Source organism: Staphylococcus sp. FSL W8-1270, from assembly GCF_038007165.1.
Taxonomy (GTDB): Bacteria; Bacillota; Bacilli; order Staphylococcales; family Staphylococcaceae; genus Staphylococcus; species Staphylococcus hominis.
On sequence record NZ_JBBOWQ010000001.1, the window covers coordinates 851,007 to 869,003 of the forward strand.

A 17,997-nucleotide genomic window follows, 5' to 3' on the forward strand; every position below is an offset into this window, starting at 1 on the left:
CTTATACAACCACCTTTCTTACGTCAACGAATTTACCATTTATTGCTGCGGCTGCAGCCATAGCCGGAGAAACAAGATGTGTACGTGCACCTTTACCTTGTCGACCCTCAAAATTTCGATTACTTGTTGAGGCACAATGGACACCTTCTGGTACTTGGTCAGGATTCATTCCTAAGCACATGGAACATCCAGGTTCTCTCCATTCAAAGCCTGCTTCTTTAAATACTTTGTCTAACCCTAGAGATTCTGCTTCTTTTTTTACTGTACGTGAGCCAGGAACAACAATAGCAGTAATTTTAGGATGTACTTTTTTTCCTTTTACGATATGGCTTGCTTCTATCAAATCTGATAGGCGAGCATTAGTACATGAACCTAAAAAGACATAACCTAAATCGATATCTTCTGCTTTTTGACCAGGTTTTAGTCCCATATAGTTGTATGCACGTTCATCATTAATATTTTGAATTTCTGGGAATGGAGAACTAAAATTCACACCCATCTCTGGATTTGTGCCCCATGTCACTTGAGGTTCTAAATTGGTTACATCAAGTGTAATCACTTTGTCAAAATGAGCATCTTCATCTGAATATAGTTTCTGCCATTCTCCAATAGATTGATTAAAGTTCTGTGCATATGGTCGACCTTTGATGTATTCAAATGTAGTTTCATCCGGTTGAATAATACCGTATTTAGCTCCACCTTCAATTGCCATGTTACAAATTGTCATTCGACCCTCCATGGATAGTGATTGAATGGTTTCTCCAGTAAACTCAAGTGCATAGCCTGTTCCGAAATCTACACCATGTTGATTGATTAAATGTAAAATAATATCTTTAGCATACACACCTGGTTGTAATTTACCTGAAACTTCAATTTTAAGATTTTTAGGTTTTGTTTGCCATAATGTTTGAGTTGCAAAAACATGTTCTACTTCACTTGTTCCAATGCCAAAAGCAATAGCACCAAATGCCCCGTGAGTTGCTGTATGTGAATCACCACATACGATTGTCTTACCTGGTTGTGTTAATCCAGTTTCAGGACCTACCATATGAACGATACCTTGCTCATCTGAACCCATATCAAAAATATGTACACCAAAATCTTTGGCGTTTTTCTGTAAAGTCGTAATCTGTTTATTAGCAATTTCATCTCTAATATTAAATATATCGATTGTAGGAACATTATGATCAAGAGTTGCAAAGGTTAAATCTGGACGTCTAAGTTGTCTTTTTTGAAGTCTTAATCCTTCAAAAGCTTGAGGAGAGGTCACTTCATGTATAAGATGCAAATCTATGTATAAGAGTTGAGGTTCGCCTTCTTTACCAGTTAAGACATGTTTATTCCAAACTTTATCAAATAATGTTTGAGCCATTATTTATGTACCTCCCTTTATTGATAACTTTTTTTTAGTAACTCAAAGATGTCTGAAGTTTTATAGTGTCCTCCAAGATCTTTTGTTGTTTTACCAATTTTAATTAAATGATATACAGCATGTTCTAATTCTTCTGCTGCGACACTTTGATTTAAACTTTCTCTTAAACACATTGCTAGTGACAATACCATTCCAAATGGATTAGCAAGATTTTGATGAGCAATGTCAGGCGCTGAACCATGAATAGGTTCATAAAGTCTAGTACCGTGTTCACTAAAACTTGCCGAAGGTGATAAACCGAGTGAACCAGGTATTACTGAAGCTTCATCACTTAAAATATCACCAAAGAGATTTTCAGTAACAATGACGTCGAATTGTGAAGGATGAGTAATTAAATGCATACTACACGCATCAACGAGTAAATGATTTAATTCGATGTCCGGATAAGACTTGCTTACTTCAGTAACAGTTTTTCTCCAAAGTTTACTTGAAGCAAGGACATTCTCTTTATCTACAGAAGTTACTTTTTTACTACGAGTACGTGCTAATTCAAATGCAACTTTAGCAATACGTTCTATTTCAGCTTTAGTATAAGTGAGAGAATCTAATGCTTCAGAATGATTCATATGTCTAGGTTCACCAAAATAAATGCCACTCGTTAATTCACGAACTATAACTAAGTCTGTATGTTTAACACGCTCTTCTTTTAAAGGTGAAAATTGACTGGTACCTTCAGTCACTTTAGTAGGACGAATATTAGCAAATAAGCCTAACTTTTTACGTAACGCTAATAATCCTTGTTCTGGACGATTATTAGGATCTGTCCATTTTGGTCCTCCAACTGCTCCTAATAAAATCGCATCTGCTTCTTGACAGGCAGAGAGTGTTTCATTAGGAAGGGGAGTGCCATGTGTATCAATGGCGGCTCCTCCAAAATCATAACTTTTTAAATTATAGGTGAAATTGTATTTCTTACTTATTATTTCTAATAACTCTAAACTTCCATTTAAAATTTCAGGTCCGATGCCATCTCCGGGTAAAGCAACAATTTTATATGTCATTATTTATTACCTACTTTCTCTAAATCTTGGGCAATATATTTAGCATGAGCTTCTACATATGCTTTACAAGAAGCTTGAAGTATATCATGATCGATACCTATACCATTAACATGTTGATTTTCAATAACAAGCTCAACATGAACCTCAGCTTGTGCATCTGTACCTTCAGTAACTGAATCAATTCTATAATCGATGAGTTCACTATCCTTTTTAAAAATACGATCAACAGCATTGTAAATTGCAACAATTGATCCTGTACCAATGCTTGAATCTTGATAAATATGACCTTTTTTATCTTTAATGACAACAACAGCGCTTTGTAGACCATTTGAAACATATTGTAATTGCAAAGTTTCTACTTGATAAATTGCATTTTGTTCATGTTCAGAACCTTGAATAATCGCATGAATATCTCGGTCAGATACTGATTTTTTCTTATCTGCTACTGCTTTAAATTGTTTGAATAACTCGATTTGTTGTTTAGGTTCAATGTCATAACCTAACGTTTTAAGTTTTTCAGCAAAAGCATGTTTACCAGAAAGTTTGCCTAAAGGTAATTCGTTTTTGCTTATTCCAACAAGTTGAGGCGTCATGATTTCGTACGTTTCAGGATTTTTAAGAACACCATCTTGATGAATACCTGATTCATGACTGAAAGCATTTTGACCAACAATGGCTTTATTTCTTGGAACTCGAATGCCTGCATATCTAGAAATTAAATCTGAAGTCAATTTAGTTTGCTCTAATTTTAATTTTGTTTCAATACCATAATGAGCTTTGCGAACGTATAGTGCTAATGCAATTTCTTCTAATGCAGTATTACCTGCACGTTCACCAATACCATTTACAGTACCTTCAATGCGTTTCGCGCCATTTTCAATTGCAGCTAAGCTATTTGCTACTGCCATACCCAAATCATCATGACAATGTGCACTATAAATAATTTCTTTTTCTGATTTAACATTTGTAATAAGAGATTTAAAAATAGCACCATATTCACTTGGATAGCTATATCCAACAGTATCTGGAATATTGATTATTGTAGCTCCAGCATCAACAGCTGTTTGAACAGATTTTATAAGGAATGCTTGATCTGTTCTTGATGCATCTTCTGGTGAGAATTGTACTACATCGAATAATGATTTAGCATAACTGACATGTTCCTTAATTGATTCTAAGACTTCTTCTTGAGTCATTTTTAGCTTATGCTCTAAATGAATAGGGGAAGTAGCAATAAATACATGAACACGTGGTTTAGCAGCACATTTTGTTGCTTCATATACAGCATCAATATCAGATTTTTTACATCTTGCTAATCCACACACTGCAGTGGTAGTTAATGCTTTAGAGATTGCTTCTACAGATTTAAAACTTCCAGTACTTGAAGCGGGAAAGCCTGCTTCAATAACATCGACTCCCCATTTTTCAAGTTGCTTAGCAATACTTAAACGTTCATCAAATGAAAAATTCACACCAGGTGTTTGCTCTCCATCTCTTAACGTTGTATCAAATATTTGAATATGGCTTTCCATTTTTAACATCTCCTTACATTTTATTTTGAATGCTTTTAGATTTAATGAATGGCATCATTTTTCTTAGTTCACGACCCACTGCTTCAATTTCATGACCATGTTGTTGTTCACGTAATTCATAAAATTCTTTAAATCCATTTTCGTTATCTTTAACAAAGCGATTAGCGAAATTACCATTTTGAATATCTTTAAGTACTTCTTTCATATTATCTTTAACATCTGGAGTAATGACACGTGGACCAGATACGTAGTCACCAAATTCAGCAGTATTTGAAATTGAATAACGTACATTTTCCATACCGCCTTCATACATTAAATCAACGATAAGTTTCATTTCATGTAGTACTTCAAAATATGCTAATTCTTTTTGATATCCAGCTTCCACTAATGTCTCGAAACCACTTTGAATCAGTTTATGAATTCCCCCACAAAGTACAGCTTGTTCACCGAATAAGTCAGTTTCAGTTTCTTCTTTAAATGTTGTTTCAATAACACCAGCACGTGTAGCACCAATACCTTTTGCATAACTTAAAGCAATATCACGTGCATGACCTGTAGCATCTTGTTGAACACCAAATAATGCTGGCACAGCTGAACCTTCAACAAATGTACGTCTTACTAGATGACCAGGGCCTTTAGGTGCTACTAAGAAGACATCTACATCTTTAGGTGGTTCGATGACGTTAAAATGAATATTAAATCCATGTGCAAAAGCTAATGCATTACCAGCTTCTAAATTTGGAGCAATTTCATTTTTATATACATTACCTTGAATTTCATCAGGAAGTAATACCATAATAACGTCTGCTTGTTTAACTGCTTCAGCCACTGGATAAACATCTAATCCATCTTCTTTAGCTTTATTAAATGAATTACCTGGACGAATACCAACTCTTACGTCGTAACCGTTATCTTTAAGGTTTTGAGCATGTGCATGGCCTTGAGAACCGTAACCGATAATAGCGATTTTTTTACCTTGTAGTGCATCTTTTTCTACTGATTGATCATAATAAACTTTTGTCATAATACTTTCCTCCATTAGTTAAAAAATTTCAAAAATTGCGAATATTAAAAAGGTAATAATTAACTTTATGATGTTAGACATTAAATATGATAATTGATGTAAAATGCTAGCGCATCATCTAAGAATTAATCATTCACATCTTCAACATTAATAACACTGACTTGTTTTTTTAATTTAGTAATTAAAATTCGATATACATCTTCATCCTCAATATGAACTTTGATTGTCATATCAGATATGCCATCTTCACTAGCAGGTTTTACATATAATTCATTGATATTGTACTGTAATCTTACAAAAGCACTTGTGATTCGATTTAACGTACTGACTTGGTCAGCTACTTTTAATTTTAAAGTTCGGTTCATTCTAGGCCCTCCATTTCATGATTAGCTTTACCACTAGGAATCATAGGGTTTACAGGTTCTGCTGGAGAAATTCTTACTTCAATTAAAGCAGGACCTTCATAATTAAAAGCTTCATCTAATTGCGCTTTTAATTTATTAGGGTGATCGATTAAGAAGCTTTTAACACCGTAAGCTTCAGCCATTTTAATAAAATCTGGTTGATCATTGAAAACAGAATGTGAAAAACGTTGATTAAAGAATTTATCTTGCCATTGTTTTACCATTCCTAATGTACCGTTGTTAATTAAAACAATTTTTACATTTAGATGATATTCAGGTAATAACGCCATTTCTTGATTGGTCATTTGGAATCCACCATCACCTACAAAACAAATAACTGTTTTATCTGGAGCTGCGAGTTGTGCACCAATTGCTGAAGGAATACCGAATCCCATTGTTCCTAATCCACCACTTGTAACCCATTGACTATGATGTTTAAACGGATAAAATTGTGCTGACCACATTTGATGCTGACCTACATCTGTAGTGATGATGGCTTCACCATTTGTGATTTTACCAATATATTCAATCGCTTCTTGTGGACGACAAAATGTATCATTAGCTTCTTTGTACTTAAATGGATGTTTTGATTTATTATCTAAACAATGATCTACCCATTCTTTGTATGTAGCATGACTTTGATGTTCAGTAACTAATGCTTCTAATACTTTTTTACAATCTGCAACAATTCCGAGTGTTGTAGGAATCACTTTATTAATTTCTGATTCATCAATATCAATGTGTACCACTTTAGCATTTGGTGCGAATTCCTTAGGATTACTAGCCAAACGATCATCAAATCGACTACCTAAATTAATGAGTAAGTCACATTCAGTGAGTGCCATGTTACTTGCATAAGAGCCATGCATACCGCCCATACCAAGGAAAAGGGGATTTTCATATGGAATAGCACCTAGACCTAATAAAGTTGTAACAACAGGAATTTGATGGTGAGTAACAAATTCGGTTAATAAAGCATTTGATTTTGAGTGATTGATACCTGCTCCAGCTAAAACAACAGGTTGTTTTGCATGATTTAAATATTGAGAAAGTTGTTGAATATCTTCTTTATTTGGATTTTCAGTTACTTGATATGAAGGTAAATGAACTTTTTCTTCAAGTGGAGCAGAAGAAGTTAAAACACCCATATCTTTTGGGAAATCAATAACTACAGGTCCTTTACGTCCAGTATTTGCTAAATAGAATGCCTCGTGAACAATTCTAGGGATATCATTTACATGTTTAACTTGGTAATTAGCTTTTGTAATTGGTGTCGTCATTGATAATAAATCAGCTTCTTGGAATGCATCTTTACCAATACCAGGGGTTGCCACTTGTCCGGTAAATACGACTAAGGGTAGAGAATCACAATAAGCATCAGTAATACCAGTGATAGCATTTGTAGCTCCAGGACCACTTGTTACGACGACGACACCAGGTTTGCCTGAAACACGTGCGTATCCTTCAGCGGCATGGGTAGCACCTTGTTCATGACGTGCAAGAATATGTTTAATTTTTTCATCATAAAATGTATCGTATAATGGTAAAACTGCGCCACCTGGATATCCAAAAATGAAATCAACATCTTCGTGTACAAGTGCTTCTACTAATAAGTCAGAACCACTTCGAGTTGTAAGTGTTTCAGTTTGTTTATTACTTTCCTTTGTTTTTGACATATTTATCGCTCCTTAAATTTAAATAAGATTTTCTGGGACTTGCATAATACCACCCGTATTTGCACTGGTTACTAAAGCAGTGTATCTTGCAAGATAACCTGTTTTTACTTTAGCTTTAAAAGGCTCAAGTTCTTCTTTACGTTTATACAATTCTTCTTGAGGCTGATTAACATCTAAAGTTCGATTTACTAAGTCAATAGTAATTTCATCACCATCTCTAATCAGACCAATAGGACCTCCTGAGGCTGCTTCTGGTGAAATATGACCTACAGCGATACCACGAGTAGCTCCAGAAAAACGTCCATCCGTAATTAAAGCAACATCTTTTCCTAAACCTCTTCCGACGATAGATGATGTAGGAGCTAACATTTCTGGCATACCCGGACCTCCTTTAGGTCCTTCATATCGAATGACCACTACGTGACCTTCACGAACTGTTTTATTATCAATTGCTTCTACAGCTGCATCATGTGAATCAAAGCAAATTGCTTTTCCTTTAAATACTTTGATTGAAGGATCAACACCACCAACTTTAATTACTGCACCTTTAGGAGCAATATTACCGAATAAGACGGACAATCCACCTTCTTTATCATATGGAGCATCTAAAGAATGAATAACATCGAAATTTTTAATCTCTTTACCTTGGTTATTTTCTCTTAATGTTTTACCAGTAACTGTGAGTCGATCTGGATGTAGGGTTCCTTCTTTTTTCATTAATTCATTAATGATTGCTGGACATCCGCCAGCTTCATGAACATCGTGCATAGAATAAGAAGAACTTGGTGCAATCTTAGATAAATAAGGCGTTTTTTTAGCAATTTCATTAATTCTTTCTAAGTCATATTCAATTCCAGCTTCATTAGCAATTGCTAATGTATGAAGTACAGTATTTGTTGAACCACCCATTGCCATATCTAAAGCAAATGCATCATCAATTGCTTCTTTCGTAACAATATCACGAGGTTTAATATCATTTTTTATATTTTCTACCAATTGGAATGCTGCTTGTCTAATCATTTCACGACGTTGATCGCTTACTGCTAAAGCTGTACCGTTGTAGGGAAGTGCTAATCCTAAGACTTCCATTAAACAGTTCATAGAATTTGCTGTGAACATTCCTGCACATGATCCACATGTTGGACAAGCATTTTGTTCCATATCTAAAAATTCTTCTTTAGTAATTGAACCTTCTTTAAAAGCTCCGACTGCTTCGAACATAGATGATAGAGTTAAAGCTTTTCCCTGAGCAGATAAACCAGCTTTCATTGGGCCACCTGAACAAAAGATAGCAGGGACATTTGTTCTAACAGCTGCTAATAACATGCCAGGTGTAATTTTGTCACAGTTAGGAATATAAAATACACCATCAAACCAATGAGCATTGATAACAGTTTCAGCCGCATCTGCAATAATTTCACGTGACGGTAAGGAATACCTCATACCAATATGTCCCATTGCTATTCCATCATCGACACCGATTGTATTAAATTCAAAAGGAATTGCTCCTGCTTCACGAATCGCTTCTTTTGCAATATCAGCTAATTCTCTTAAATGAACATGTCCAGGAACGATATCGATATATGAATTACAAATTGCTACAAAAGGCTTATTCATGTCAGTAGGACTTTTAAGTGCTCCTGTCGCGTGTAATAGGCTTCTTGCTGGTGCTTGGTGATCACCTTTTTTTATCATGTCACTTCTCATTTATTCATTCCCCCATAAATTACTAATTATTAAAATAAAAAAACGCCCCAATAAAGTTGGGACGTTTTTAAGTCCCATTCAATGAGAAATAGGACTTAAACATTTAGTAAATTAAGCTACTAAAGTTCCAGCCCTGAAGAGTATAATAAAATAATTAAATTTTCTAGTGGTGACAGTGAATATGTAAATGATTGCATGGTATTATACTCCTTTCTTGAATGGATGATTATTTGAATAGTTAGAATTGTTTAAAAATTTGATAAATTTAATTTACACTAAACAGATATTAAAGTCAATACTCTTTTTAGAATTTTCTAACAATTTAGAAGAATGATTTATGTTTTATTAATGAGAAATTTTTAGTAAAGTTTGTTACAATTATTAAGTTAAATTTAGATGAAATAACGAAGTGTAAAATAAACATGAGGAGAGAGAACAATACATGATACCTATCAAAAATTTAGATGAGATGGAACATTTTGCTAAAATTTTAATGAAGCATGTTGGTTCAAAAGATGTCATTTTATTGAATGGAGATTTAGGTGCTGGTAAAACAACGTTGACTCAATTTATAGGTAAATATCTAGGAGTAAAGCGTAATATTAATTCTCCTACGTTTAATATCATAAAATCATACAAAGGTAAGGAGTTAAAACTTCATCATATGGATTGTTATCGCTTAGAAGATTCAGATGAAGATTTAGGATTTAATGAATACTTTGAAGATGACGCTGTTACAATAATTGAATGGAGTCAATTTATACAGGAGTTCCTTCCAGAAGAGTATTTAGTGATTAATATTACGACTATAAATGAAAGTCAACGACAAATTAATATAGCAGCAAAAGGCTATCATTATACTAAAATAAAGGAAGAGATAGACAATGAACTTACTGTTAATTGATACTTCAAATCAACCCATGTCAATTGCTTTGATGAACGATGATGAGGTTTTAGCAATAAAAACAACAAATAGTAAAAAAGATCATTCGAGCCAACTTATGCCTGGTATTCAATCCTTATTTAATGAATCGAATTTAAAAAAACAAGAATTAGATGGGATTGTTGTTGCAAAAGGACCTGGCTCTTATACAGGAGTGAGAATAGGCGTTACTGTAGCGAAAACATTAGCCTATGCTTTGAATACTAAATTATATGGTGTCTCATCGTTAAAAGCATTAGCGGCTACTATAGATACGAATGATAAAAGAATTATCGTACCAATATTTGATGCTCGTCGCCAAGCGGTATATACAGGATTATATCAATATGAAAATAATCAATTAAATACAATTGAAAAAGACCAATATATTTCTTTAGAAGCGTTGCATAAAAAACTCAATGCTTTAAATCAACCTTATGTGTTTGTAGGAGAGGACACGGAAAAATTATCTGAATTACTACATGGAGATATTGAGACTAAACTGCCTAATGCAACTGTCATGAAACACTTGATTCATCAACCTGAGAACATTCATACGTTTGTACCAAATTATATAAAATTGTCAGAGGCGGAACGTAATTGGTTAAACCAACAGAAGAACAGTTAACTATTAGAGCGATGCAAGTCGATGATGTACCAAGTGTTTTCGATATTGAGAGAGAAAGCTTCAACGATAGTTCATGGACCATTGATGCATTTTACCATGAATTAAATGAAAATAACTTCGCAAAGTACTTTGTTGTTATTTTTCAAGAAGAAATTATTGGATATTTAGGATTATGGATAGTAATTGATCAAGCTCAAATTACAACCATAGCAATCAAAGAATCATTCAGAGACTATGGATTAGGTCAGCTATTACTTAATTATGTGATGGACTATGCTAGGCATACTTGTGATGTGATGAGTTTAGAAGTGAGAATTACGAATGTGATAGCTCAACATGTATATAAAAAATTAGGGTTTCAATATGGCGGTAAAAGAAAAAATTACTATGGAGAAGGCGAGGATGCATTAGTGATGTGGGTGAATTTAAATGAATAGAGACATATTAATATTAGCGGTTGAAACAAGTTGTGACGAAACAAGTGTAAGTGTTATAAAAAATGGAAATACGATTTTATCTAATATTGTACTTAGTCAAATAGAAAGTCATAAACGTTTTGGGGGAGTAGTCCCTGAAGTTGCAAGTAGACATCATGTAGAGGGAATTACGACTACAATTGATGAAGCGTTATCTTCAGCTAATGCTACTATGGAAGATATCGATGCCGTAGCTGTTACACAAGGGCCTGGATTAATAGGGGCACTTCTAATAGGAATTAATGCAGCAAAAGCTTTAGCATTTGCTTATAATAAGCCAGTCATTCCTGTTCATCATATTGCAGGGCATATTTATGCTAATCATCTTGAAGAACCGCTAACCTTTCCTTTAATAGCATTAATCGTTTCGGGTGGACATACAGAACTTGTTTATATGAAATCACATTTAAATTTTGAAGTCATTGGTGAAACACGAGATGATGCTGTAGGAGAGGCTTATGATAAGGTAGCAAGAACAATTGATTTACCATATCCAGGTGGCCCAGCTATAGATGCACTTGCTTTGGAAGGAAAGGACACATATCATTTTCCTAGAGTATGGCTTGAAAAAGATAGTTATGATTTTAGTTTTAGTGGATTAAAAAGTGCAGTGATTAATAAGTTACACAATCAGCGACAAAAAAATGAAGACATAAATAAAGAAGATGTTGCTACCAGTTTCCAAGATAGTGTTGTCGATGTATTAAGTACAAAGGCTATTAATGCTTGTAAATCTTATCATGTTGAACACCTTATTGTAGCTGGCGGAGTAGCTAGTAACAAAGGATTAAGAGAACGATTAAATCATTTGTGTAAAGAAAATAACATTAAACTTTCAATACCTAATTCAAAGTTATGTACAGATAATGCTGCTATGATTGGGGCTGCTGGATATTATTACTATAAAGCTGGAGTAACTTCATCTCTAGATTTAAATGGAAAAAATAATATTGATATTGAAGATGTAACAGTTGAATAATAAAGTAAAAAGTAATTGAACTTAAAATCAAATAAGTTTCAATTACTTTTTTATTTAATTAGGTTAATGTATTGATATATGATATATGTCAATAGAGAACGTGTGTACTTATCAACAAATAGTTAATATCTTGTGGATAAAAAGGGGGTAAAGGTGTGAATATAGTTTGAATGTTGTGTAAAAGTTATGTAAATTATTATCATTCACCTTGTGGATAACTAGGATAAGTTCGTGGATAACTGATATATCAGTATTTTAGTTGTTTATAAATTTGTGAATGAAATAAATAAAAAAACTAGTAAAAATTTGATACTTTTACTAGTTTTTCTTAGATATATTAAATTTTTTCTTGTAATTCTTCCCATTCAGCCATAACATTCTCTAATTGTCGTTCGGTACTTAATTTCTGCTCAGCAAGTTCATTTGCCTTAATAGGATCATTAAAAATATCAGGCTGAGTCAATTGTTGATCAATTTGAGTAATTTGTTCTTCATATTTTTCGATTTGTTCTTCACATTGCTCAATTTGACGCTCAATTTTTCGTAATTCTCTCTTATATTGTTTTTGAGAAGCATACGTATTAGTTGTTGACGAATCAGTGTCTTCTAAATCAAGCGTTTCATCTTTATTGTGTTCCGCTTCAAATTCCTTTAACGCAGAAGCTTCTTCTGTTTTCTCAATAAAATATTGATAGTCACCTAAATATAGTTGACCACCATCTTTATTTAAATCAAATACTTTATTTGCTAGTTGATTAATAAAATATCGATCATGGGAAACAAATAAAATTGTACCTTCAAAATCTTTTAACGCTTGTTCTAACATTTCTTTAGAATCTATATCAAGATGGTTAGTAGGTTCATCGAGTATCAAAACGTTATCACGTTGTAACATAAGTAAAGCTAATTGCAAACGTGCTTTTTCGCCCCCTGATAAATCATTAATAACTTTTTTGACGTCATCTTGAACGAATAAAAATCGTCCTAAAATAGCGCGGACATCTTTTTCATTCATCATAGGATATTGATCCCAAACATAATCTAATATTGTTTTATTAGATTTGAATTCTGCTTGTTTTTGATCATAATATCCTATGTTTAAGTTAGCACCATAAGTAATTTCTCCACCTAATGCTTTTTGACGATTTGCAATTGTTTTGATAAGTGTAGTCTTTCCAACTCCATTAGGTCCAATAATAGCAATATGGTCTCCTTTTGTAACTTCAATATTAATAGGAGCAGTGATAGGGGATTGATAACCTACTTCTAGATTACGGATATGCATCACATCATTGCCAGTATTTCTATCAAATCCAAACTGGATATTAGCACTTTTAGCATCCATCATTGGCTTATCGATACGTTCCATTTTTTCTAATGTTTTTCGACGACTTTTAGCCATACCGCTTGTTGAAGCTCGAGTAATATTTTTTTCCACGAAAGTTTCAAGGCGTTTAATTTCTTCTTGTTGTTTTTCATATTCTTGCATTCTTAATTCATAGTATTTATCACGTTGAGTAATAAATTGCTCATAATTACCTACATAACGCTTCACATCTCCTAAAGCAACGTCATATATTTGAGTTACAATTTTATCTAAGAAGTATCTGTCATGACTAATAATAATGATGGCACCTTTAAAATATTTTAAATAATCTTCTAACCACTTAGTTGTTTCCAAGTCAAGATGGTTTGTAGGTTCATCTAATAGTAATAAATCGGGTTCACTTAAAAGCATCTGTGCTAAAGATAAACGTGTTTTTTGTCCGCCACTAAAATCATTAATGGGTTTATCAAATTCTTCTTCAGTAAAGTTTAAACCATGCAATACTGTTTTAATTTTACTTTCATATTGATAACCTTCAAGTTGTTCAAATTGATTAGATAATGATTCATAACGCTCCATATGTTGTTTATAATCTTCTGAATCATAACTATCAACGTGAGCGGCTAACCAATCAGTTTCATCATTAATAAGCGTTTCCATATGCTTAATATGTTCAAATGGTTTTGACATTTCTTCAATTACAGTCAGAGAAGAATCAAGTGTCATTTGTTGAGTTAAATAACCAATGCGTAAATTCTTGATTTTTGAAATATGGCCACTATCATAATCTTCAACACCTGCAATAATCTTCATTAACGTTGATTTTCCAGCGCCATTTCTTCCTACTACGCCAATACGTTCTCCAGTTTTAACTTCAAAATTAACATGATTAAATATATCTTCACCATCAAACGATTTTGAAATATCATTTAATTGTAAAAGTATCATTCAAGTTTCACCTTTCTATCTATGTAACAATCACATTTATTTAACTTTAAATTTGACATTATTATATCATTTTACAATATAAGGTATGCTTAGGAAACTAAGATATTTATTTTTGAAATAGGTTACGGTATAATATTGCAGTATCCATAATAGGCATTATATATATTTCACTAAAATAACTAATTGCACTCTAGTTAGTTTGAATATATAGATTAAAAAGTTCAAACAAAAGGGGGACATTGCATATGCCTCAAAATCAATCAAAAATACCTCGCGCTACATTAAAACGTTTACCTTTATATTATCGATTTGTTAATTCATTGAAAATCAAAGGTATTGATCGTGTGAGTTCTAAAACAATTAGTGAGGCTTTAGATATTGAATCAGCTACGATAAGAAGAGATTTTTCTTATTTTGGTGAGTTAGGTAAGAAAGGATATGGCTATAACGTTGAGAGTCTTTTAGAATTCTTTAAAACGGAGATTAGCGATAGTAATAATATTCATATTGCTATTGTTGGCGTAGGGAATTTAGGACGTGCATTACTTACTTACAATTTTTCAATACATGATGAAATGACAATTACAGCTGCATTTGATATTGATAAAGATATTGTTGGTACAAAAGTTGGAAAAGTGACAGTAAAGCATATTGATGATATTTCATCTGAACTTCAAAAACAAAATATTAATGTAGTGATTCTTACTACACCAGGAAGTGTGGCACAATCTGTTTCAGATCGACTTATTAAGGCTGATGTAAAAGGTATCTTAAACTTTACTCCTGCTAGAATTGATGTGCCAAATGATGTTCAAGTTCATCATATCGATTTAGGTATCGAATTACAATCACTATTATTCTTTATGAAAAACTCTTCAAATTAATATTAAATTATTTTTTAAAGCTAAAATGCATTTGCATTATAGCTTTTTTTATAAATATATTAATTCAATGGAAAATATTGAAATAGGTTAGTTAATCAATTATAATACCTTAGTAAATCAATCGGGAAAGGGTGTTTTATTTGATTTGGATGATTATTAGTGGATTAATCGTTGGCCTATTATTAGGTTTTGTTATGCAACGTACACGTTTTTGTCTTACTGGCGGATTTAGAGATATGTATGTCCAAAAAAATAATAAAATGTTTTATGCTTTGTTAGTGGCAATTACAGTACAAAGTATAGGCTTACTAGTTTTAACTGGTTTTGATGTATTAACAGTTTCTTATCAAACATTTCCGGTAATAGGTACGATTATTGGTTCATTTGTGTTTGGTATTGGTATAGTATTAGCTGGCGGATGTGCAACTGGCACATGGTATCGAGCTGGGGAAGGATTAATTGGTAGTTGGGTTGCTTTAATTATGTATGCTTTATCAGCAACAATTACCAAAGCTGGAATTCTATTACCTTTAATGAATAAAATTAATAAACCAACGAATGTAAATGCTAGTATGTCACAAACGACAGGCATACCAAGTTGGATATTAGTTATTATATTAACAGCAGTAACATTATTCTTAGTTATCCGTACATTACGTAAACCAAAACCCAAAATTGCTGTGCCCAAATTAAAGCAAAGATATTCAGGAATACGACATTATTTATTTGAAAAGCGCTATCATCCATTTGTAGCTGGAATTATTGTAGGATTGATTGCTTTATTAGCATGGCCTATGAGTTATTCTACTGGACGTGAAGATGGATTAGGTATCACTACTCCATCAGCACATATTGTTCAATTCTTAATGAGTGGAGATTTAAAATTTATCGATTGGGGCGTTTTTTTAGTATTAGGTATATTTATTGGATCATATATTGCTGCTAGAGGAGCAAAAGAATTTAAATGGCGTTTACCAGATAAAATTACTATTAGAAATAGTGCTATTGGTGGTATATGCATGGGATTTGGTGCTTCAGTTGCTGGCGGTTGTTCCATTGGTAATGGATTAGTGGCGACTGCAACACTAAGTTGGCAAGGTTGGATTGCTTTAGCATCGATGATATTAGGTACATGGTTTATGAGTTACTTTATTTTCGTAAGACCAATGAAACAAATTCAAAAACAAACAGCTCAATCTACTCAAATATCTAAACAAACTCAAACAACTTAATTATTGGAGGACTGAATATGTTATACGAATTAGGAACTGTTGGAATGGTATGTCCATTTCCACTTATTGAAGCACAAAAGAAAATGGAAACATTAAAAAATGGTGACGAATTAAAAATAGACTTTGATTGCACTCAAGCAACTGAAGCCATTCCAAACTGGGCAGCTGAACAAGGGTATCCTGTAACAAACTATGAACAACTTGATGATGCTTCATGGACAATCACAGTTCAAAAAGCTTAAGTTTTTCTTTATAAATGTAATGTAATATGACAAATTGTGTCATTTAATCTTACGTGTTTTTGCTATTCTTAAAAACTATTAATATGATGTTTTTAAGGAAGTGGTAAAAATGAAGATGGATGACACAATTTTTTTATTTCTATGTATTTTATTAGTTTGGTTAATGACACCAGGATTGAGTTTATTTTATGGAGGCTTAGTTCAATCTAAAAATGTTTTAAATACTGTGATGCAAAGTATGGCTGCTATAATTATTGTTACGTTTACATGGGTGGTCATTGGATTTTCTTTGAGTTTTGGTCATGGAAATGATTGGATAGGTAATTTTGATTTTATTGGTTTGCAACATGTAGGATTTAATACGAATGTTCAATTTAGTCCACATATTCCGTTTGCCTTATTTATGTTATTTCAGATGATGTTTTGTACTATTGCGGTTTCCATTTTATCAGGTTCAATTGCTGAGCGAATGAGATTTATTCCTTTTACTATTTTTATATTTATATGGGTAATTATGATTTACAGTCCTGTAGCTCATTGGGTATGGGGCGGTGGTTGGATTCAACAACTTGATGCTTTAGATTATGCTGGAGGTACCGTAGTACATATTACATCGGGAGTATCAGGATTAGTATTAGCAATAATGATAGGTCACGGAAAAAAAGTAGAGAAACTACAGCCGAATAATTTACTTATTACACTTATAGGTGGTATTTTTGTTTGGATAGGATGGTACGGTTTTAATACAGGAAGTGCGTTTACTTTAAATGATATAGCAGTGATATCGTTTGTAAATACTATCATTGCTGCGAGTGGAGGAGCATTTAGTTGGTTGATTCTTGAATACTTTTCTAATAAAAAGTTAAGCTTACTTGGTTTATTATCAGGTGTACTGTCAGGACTCGTAACCATTACACCAGCAGCTGGATTTGTAAACTACTTAAGTGCATACATTATCTCTATGATTGGTGGTATAGCATGTTATTTTGTGGTCAATTCTATAAAAGAAAAATTAAGATATAATGATACACTTGATGCCTTTGGTATTCATGGTGTTGGAGGTGTGATTGGTGCAATATTGACTGGTGTATTTCAATCACATAAAGTTAATAAAGATATATTAGATGGATTAATCTATACTGGTCATTTACATACTATATGGATACAATGTATTGCAGTTATAGTAGTAGTACTTTACTCGATTATTATAACTTTTATTATTGGAAAGACATTATCAATTTTTATGTCCCTTGCTACGACTGTTGAAGAAGATAAGACAGGTTTAGATCAACTTGTGCATGGTGAAAAGGCATATTTTTATGGAGAATTAAATAAATTACATAAAAGGTATTGATATATATTTAAAATGTTGAAGTTTCATTAGTAAAACAGTACTTGAAGATAATCACGATATGATAAAATTAATATTATGTTGATATTAATTTAGATGATTAGTCTATTAAAAAAATATATCAGATATTGCAAAGTTTGCGGGAGTATTGTAAATACAATTTCCCGCTTTTTAAATCATGGATTGTAAAGTCTTAAGACTAATTACCGTTACGATATTAAATGATAAAATT

General features: G+C 32.7%; 16 protein-coding genes. 8 read left to right on the plus strand and 8 right to left on the minus strand.

Annotation, left to right across the window (positions count from 1 at the left end):
* Position 1: 1 nt before the first annotated feature.
* From leuC to ilvD, 7 genes are all read right to left on the minus strand, one after another.
* Complete coding sequence (gene leuC, locus NSU06_RS04255) at positions 2-1,372, minus strand: 3-isopropylmalate dehydratase large subunit (protein WP_037541697.1); 1,371 nt, start codon at positions 1,370-1,372, stop codon at positions 2-4.
* A gap of 17 nt (positions 1,373-1,389) precedes the next feature.
* The gene (gene leuB / locus NSU06_RS04260; protein ID WP_017175293.1) at positions 1,390-2,433 is read right to left on the minus strand and encodes a 3-isopropylmalate dehydrogenase; all 1,044 of its coding nucleotides are present in this window, start codon (positions 2,431-2,433) and stop codon (positions 1,390-1,392) included.
* Entirely contained in the window at positions 2,433-3,965 is a 1,533-nt protein-coding gene (locus tag NSU06_RS04265; protein ID WP_049379603.1) for a 2-isopropylmalate synthase, read from the minus strand. Before NSU06_RS04265 ends, leuB begins: the two co-directional genes overlap by 1 nt.
* A 13-nt stretch (positions 3,966-3,978) precedes the next feature.
* Positions 3,979-4,989 (minus strand): ketol-acid reductoisomerase, encoded by a 1,011-nt coding sequence (ilvC, locus tag NSU06_RS04270; protein ID WP_049382360.1) that lies wholly within the window; start codon positions 4,987-4,989, stop codon positions 3,979-3,981.
* 125 nt (positions 4,990-5,114) lie between these two features.
* Positions 5,115-5,354: an ACT domain-containing protein gene (locus NSU06_RS04275; protein ID WP_017175291.1), complete on the minus strand. Its 240-nt coding sequence runs from the start codon at positions 5,352-5,354 to the stop codon at positions 5,115-5,117.
* Positions 5,351-7,069 carry a biosynthetic-type acetolactate synthase large subunit gene (gene ilvB / locus NSU06_RS04280; RefSeq protein ID WP_049420692.1) on the minus strand — a complete coding sequence of 573 codons (1,719 nt, stop codon included), beginning with the start codon at positions 7,067-7,069 and terminating at the stop codon, positions 5,351-5,353. The genes NSU06_RS04275 and ilvB overlap by 4 nt, the downstream gene beginning before the upstream one ends.
* Positions 7,070-7,087: 18 nt before the next feature.
* Positions 7,088-8,776, minus strand: a complete 1,689-nt coding sequence (gene ilvD / locus NSU06_RS04285; protein ID WP_002448260.1) for a dihydroxy-acid dehydratase — start codon at positions 8,774-8,776, stop codon at positions 7,088-7,090.
* A gap of 442 nt (positions 8,777-9,218) precedes the next feature.
* Between ilvD and tsaE the strand changes: the two genes are divergently transcribed.
* From tsaE to tsaD, 4 genes are read left to right on the plus strand one after another with little or no spacing between them, the layout of a single operon-like run.
* Positions 9,219-9,680: a tRNA (adenosine(37)-N6)-threonylcarbamoyltransferase complex ATPase subunit type 1 TsaE gene (gene tsaE, locus NSU06_RS04290; RefSeq protein ID WP_017175288.1), complete on the plus strand. Its 462-nt coding sequence runs from the start codon at positions 9,219-9,221 to the stop codon at positions 9,678-9,680.
* Entirely contained in the window at positions 9,661-10,326 is a 666-nt protein-coding gene (gene tsaB / locus NSU06_RS04295) for a tRNA (adenosine(37)-N6)-threonylcarbamoyltransferase complex dimerization subunit type 1 TsaB (RefSeq protein ID WP_017175287.1), read from the plus strand. Before tsaE ends, tsaB begins: the two co-directional genes overlap by 20 nt.
* Before the next feature lie 11 nt (positions 10,327-10,337).
* Positions 10,338-10,763: a ribosomal protein S18-alanine N-acetyltransferase gene (gene rimI, locus NSU06_RS04300; protein ID WP_369963310.1), complete on the plus strand. Its 426-nt coding sequence runs from the start codon at positions 10,338-10,340 to the stop codon at positions 10,761-10,763.
* Entirely contained in the window at positions 10,756-11,781 is a 1,026-nt protein-coding gene (gene tsaD / locus NSU06_RS04305; protein WP_049420696.1) for a tRNA (adenosine(37)-N6)-threonylcarbamoyltransferase complex transferase subunit TsaD, read from the plus strand. Before rimI ends, tsaD begins: the two co-directional genes overlap by 8 nt.
* A gap of 337 nt (positions 11,782-12,118) precedes the next feature.
* Here the strand turns inward: tsaD and NSU06_RS04310 are convergent, their stop codons facing one another.
* Positions 12,119-14,056, minus strand: coding sequence for an ABC-F family ATP-binding cassette domain-containing protein (locus NSU06_RS04310; protein ID WP_017175285.1), 1,938 nt, complete (start codon positions 14,054-14,056; stop codon positions 12,119-12,121).
* 245 nt (positions 14,057-14,301) lie between these two features.
* On the opposite strand from NSU06_RS04310, the gene NSU06_RS04315 reads away from it, so the two are divergent.
* The 4 genes from NSU06_RS04315 (at position 14,302) to NSU06_RS04330 (ending at position 17,768) form a co-directional block, all read left to right on the plus strand.
* A complete protein-coding gene (locus NSU06_RS04315) occupies positions 14,302-14,940 on the plus strand; it encodes a redox-sensing transcriptional repressor Rex (RefSeq protein WP_017175284.1) in 639 nt (212 codons plus the stop codon).
* A gap of 143 nt (positions 14,941-15,083) precedes the next feature.
* Complete coding sequence (locus tag NSU06_RS04320) at positions 15,084-16,172, plus strand: YeeE/YedE family protein (protein ID WP_172952305.1); 1,089 nt, start codon at positions 15,084-15,086, stop codon at positions 16,170-16,172.
* Positions 16,173-16,189: 17 nt separating this feature from the next.
* The gene (locus NSU06_RS04325) at positions 16,190-16,414 is read left to right on the plus strand and encodes a sulfurtransferase TusA family protein (protein WP_002448268.1); all 225 of its coding nucleotides are present in this window, start codon (positions 16,190-16,192) and stop codon (positions 16,412-16,414) included.
* A gap of 109 nt (positions 16,415-16,523) precedes the next feature.
* Positions 16,524-17,768, plus strand: a complete 1,245-nt coding sequence (locus tag NSU06_RS04330) for an ammonium transporter (protein ID WP_019835521.1) — start codon at positions 16,524-16,526, stop codon at positions 17,766-17,768.
* Positions 17,769-17,997: the final 229 nt, after the last annotated feature.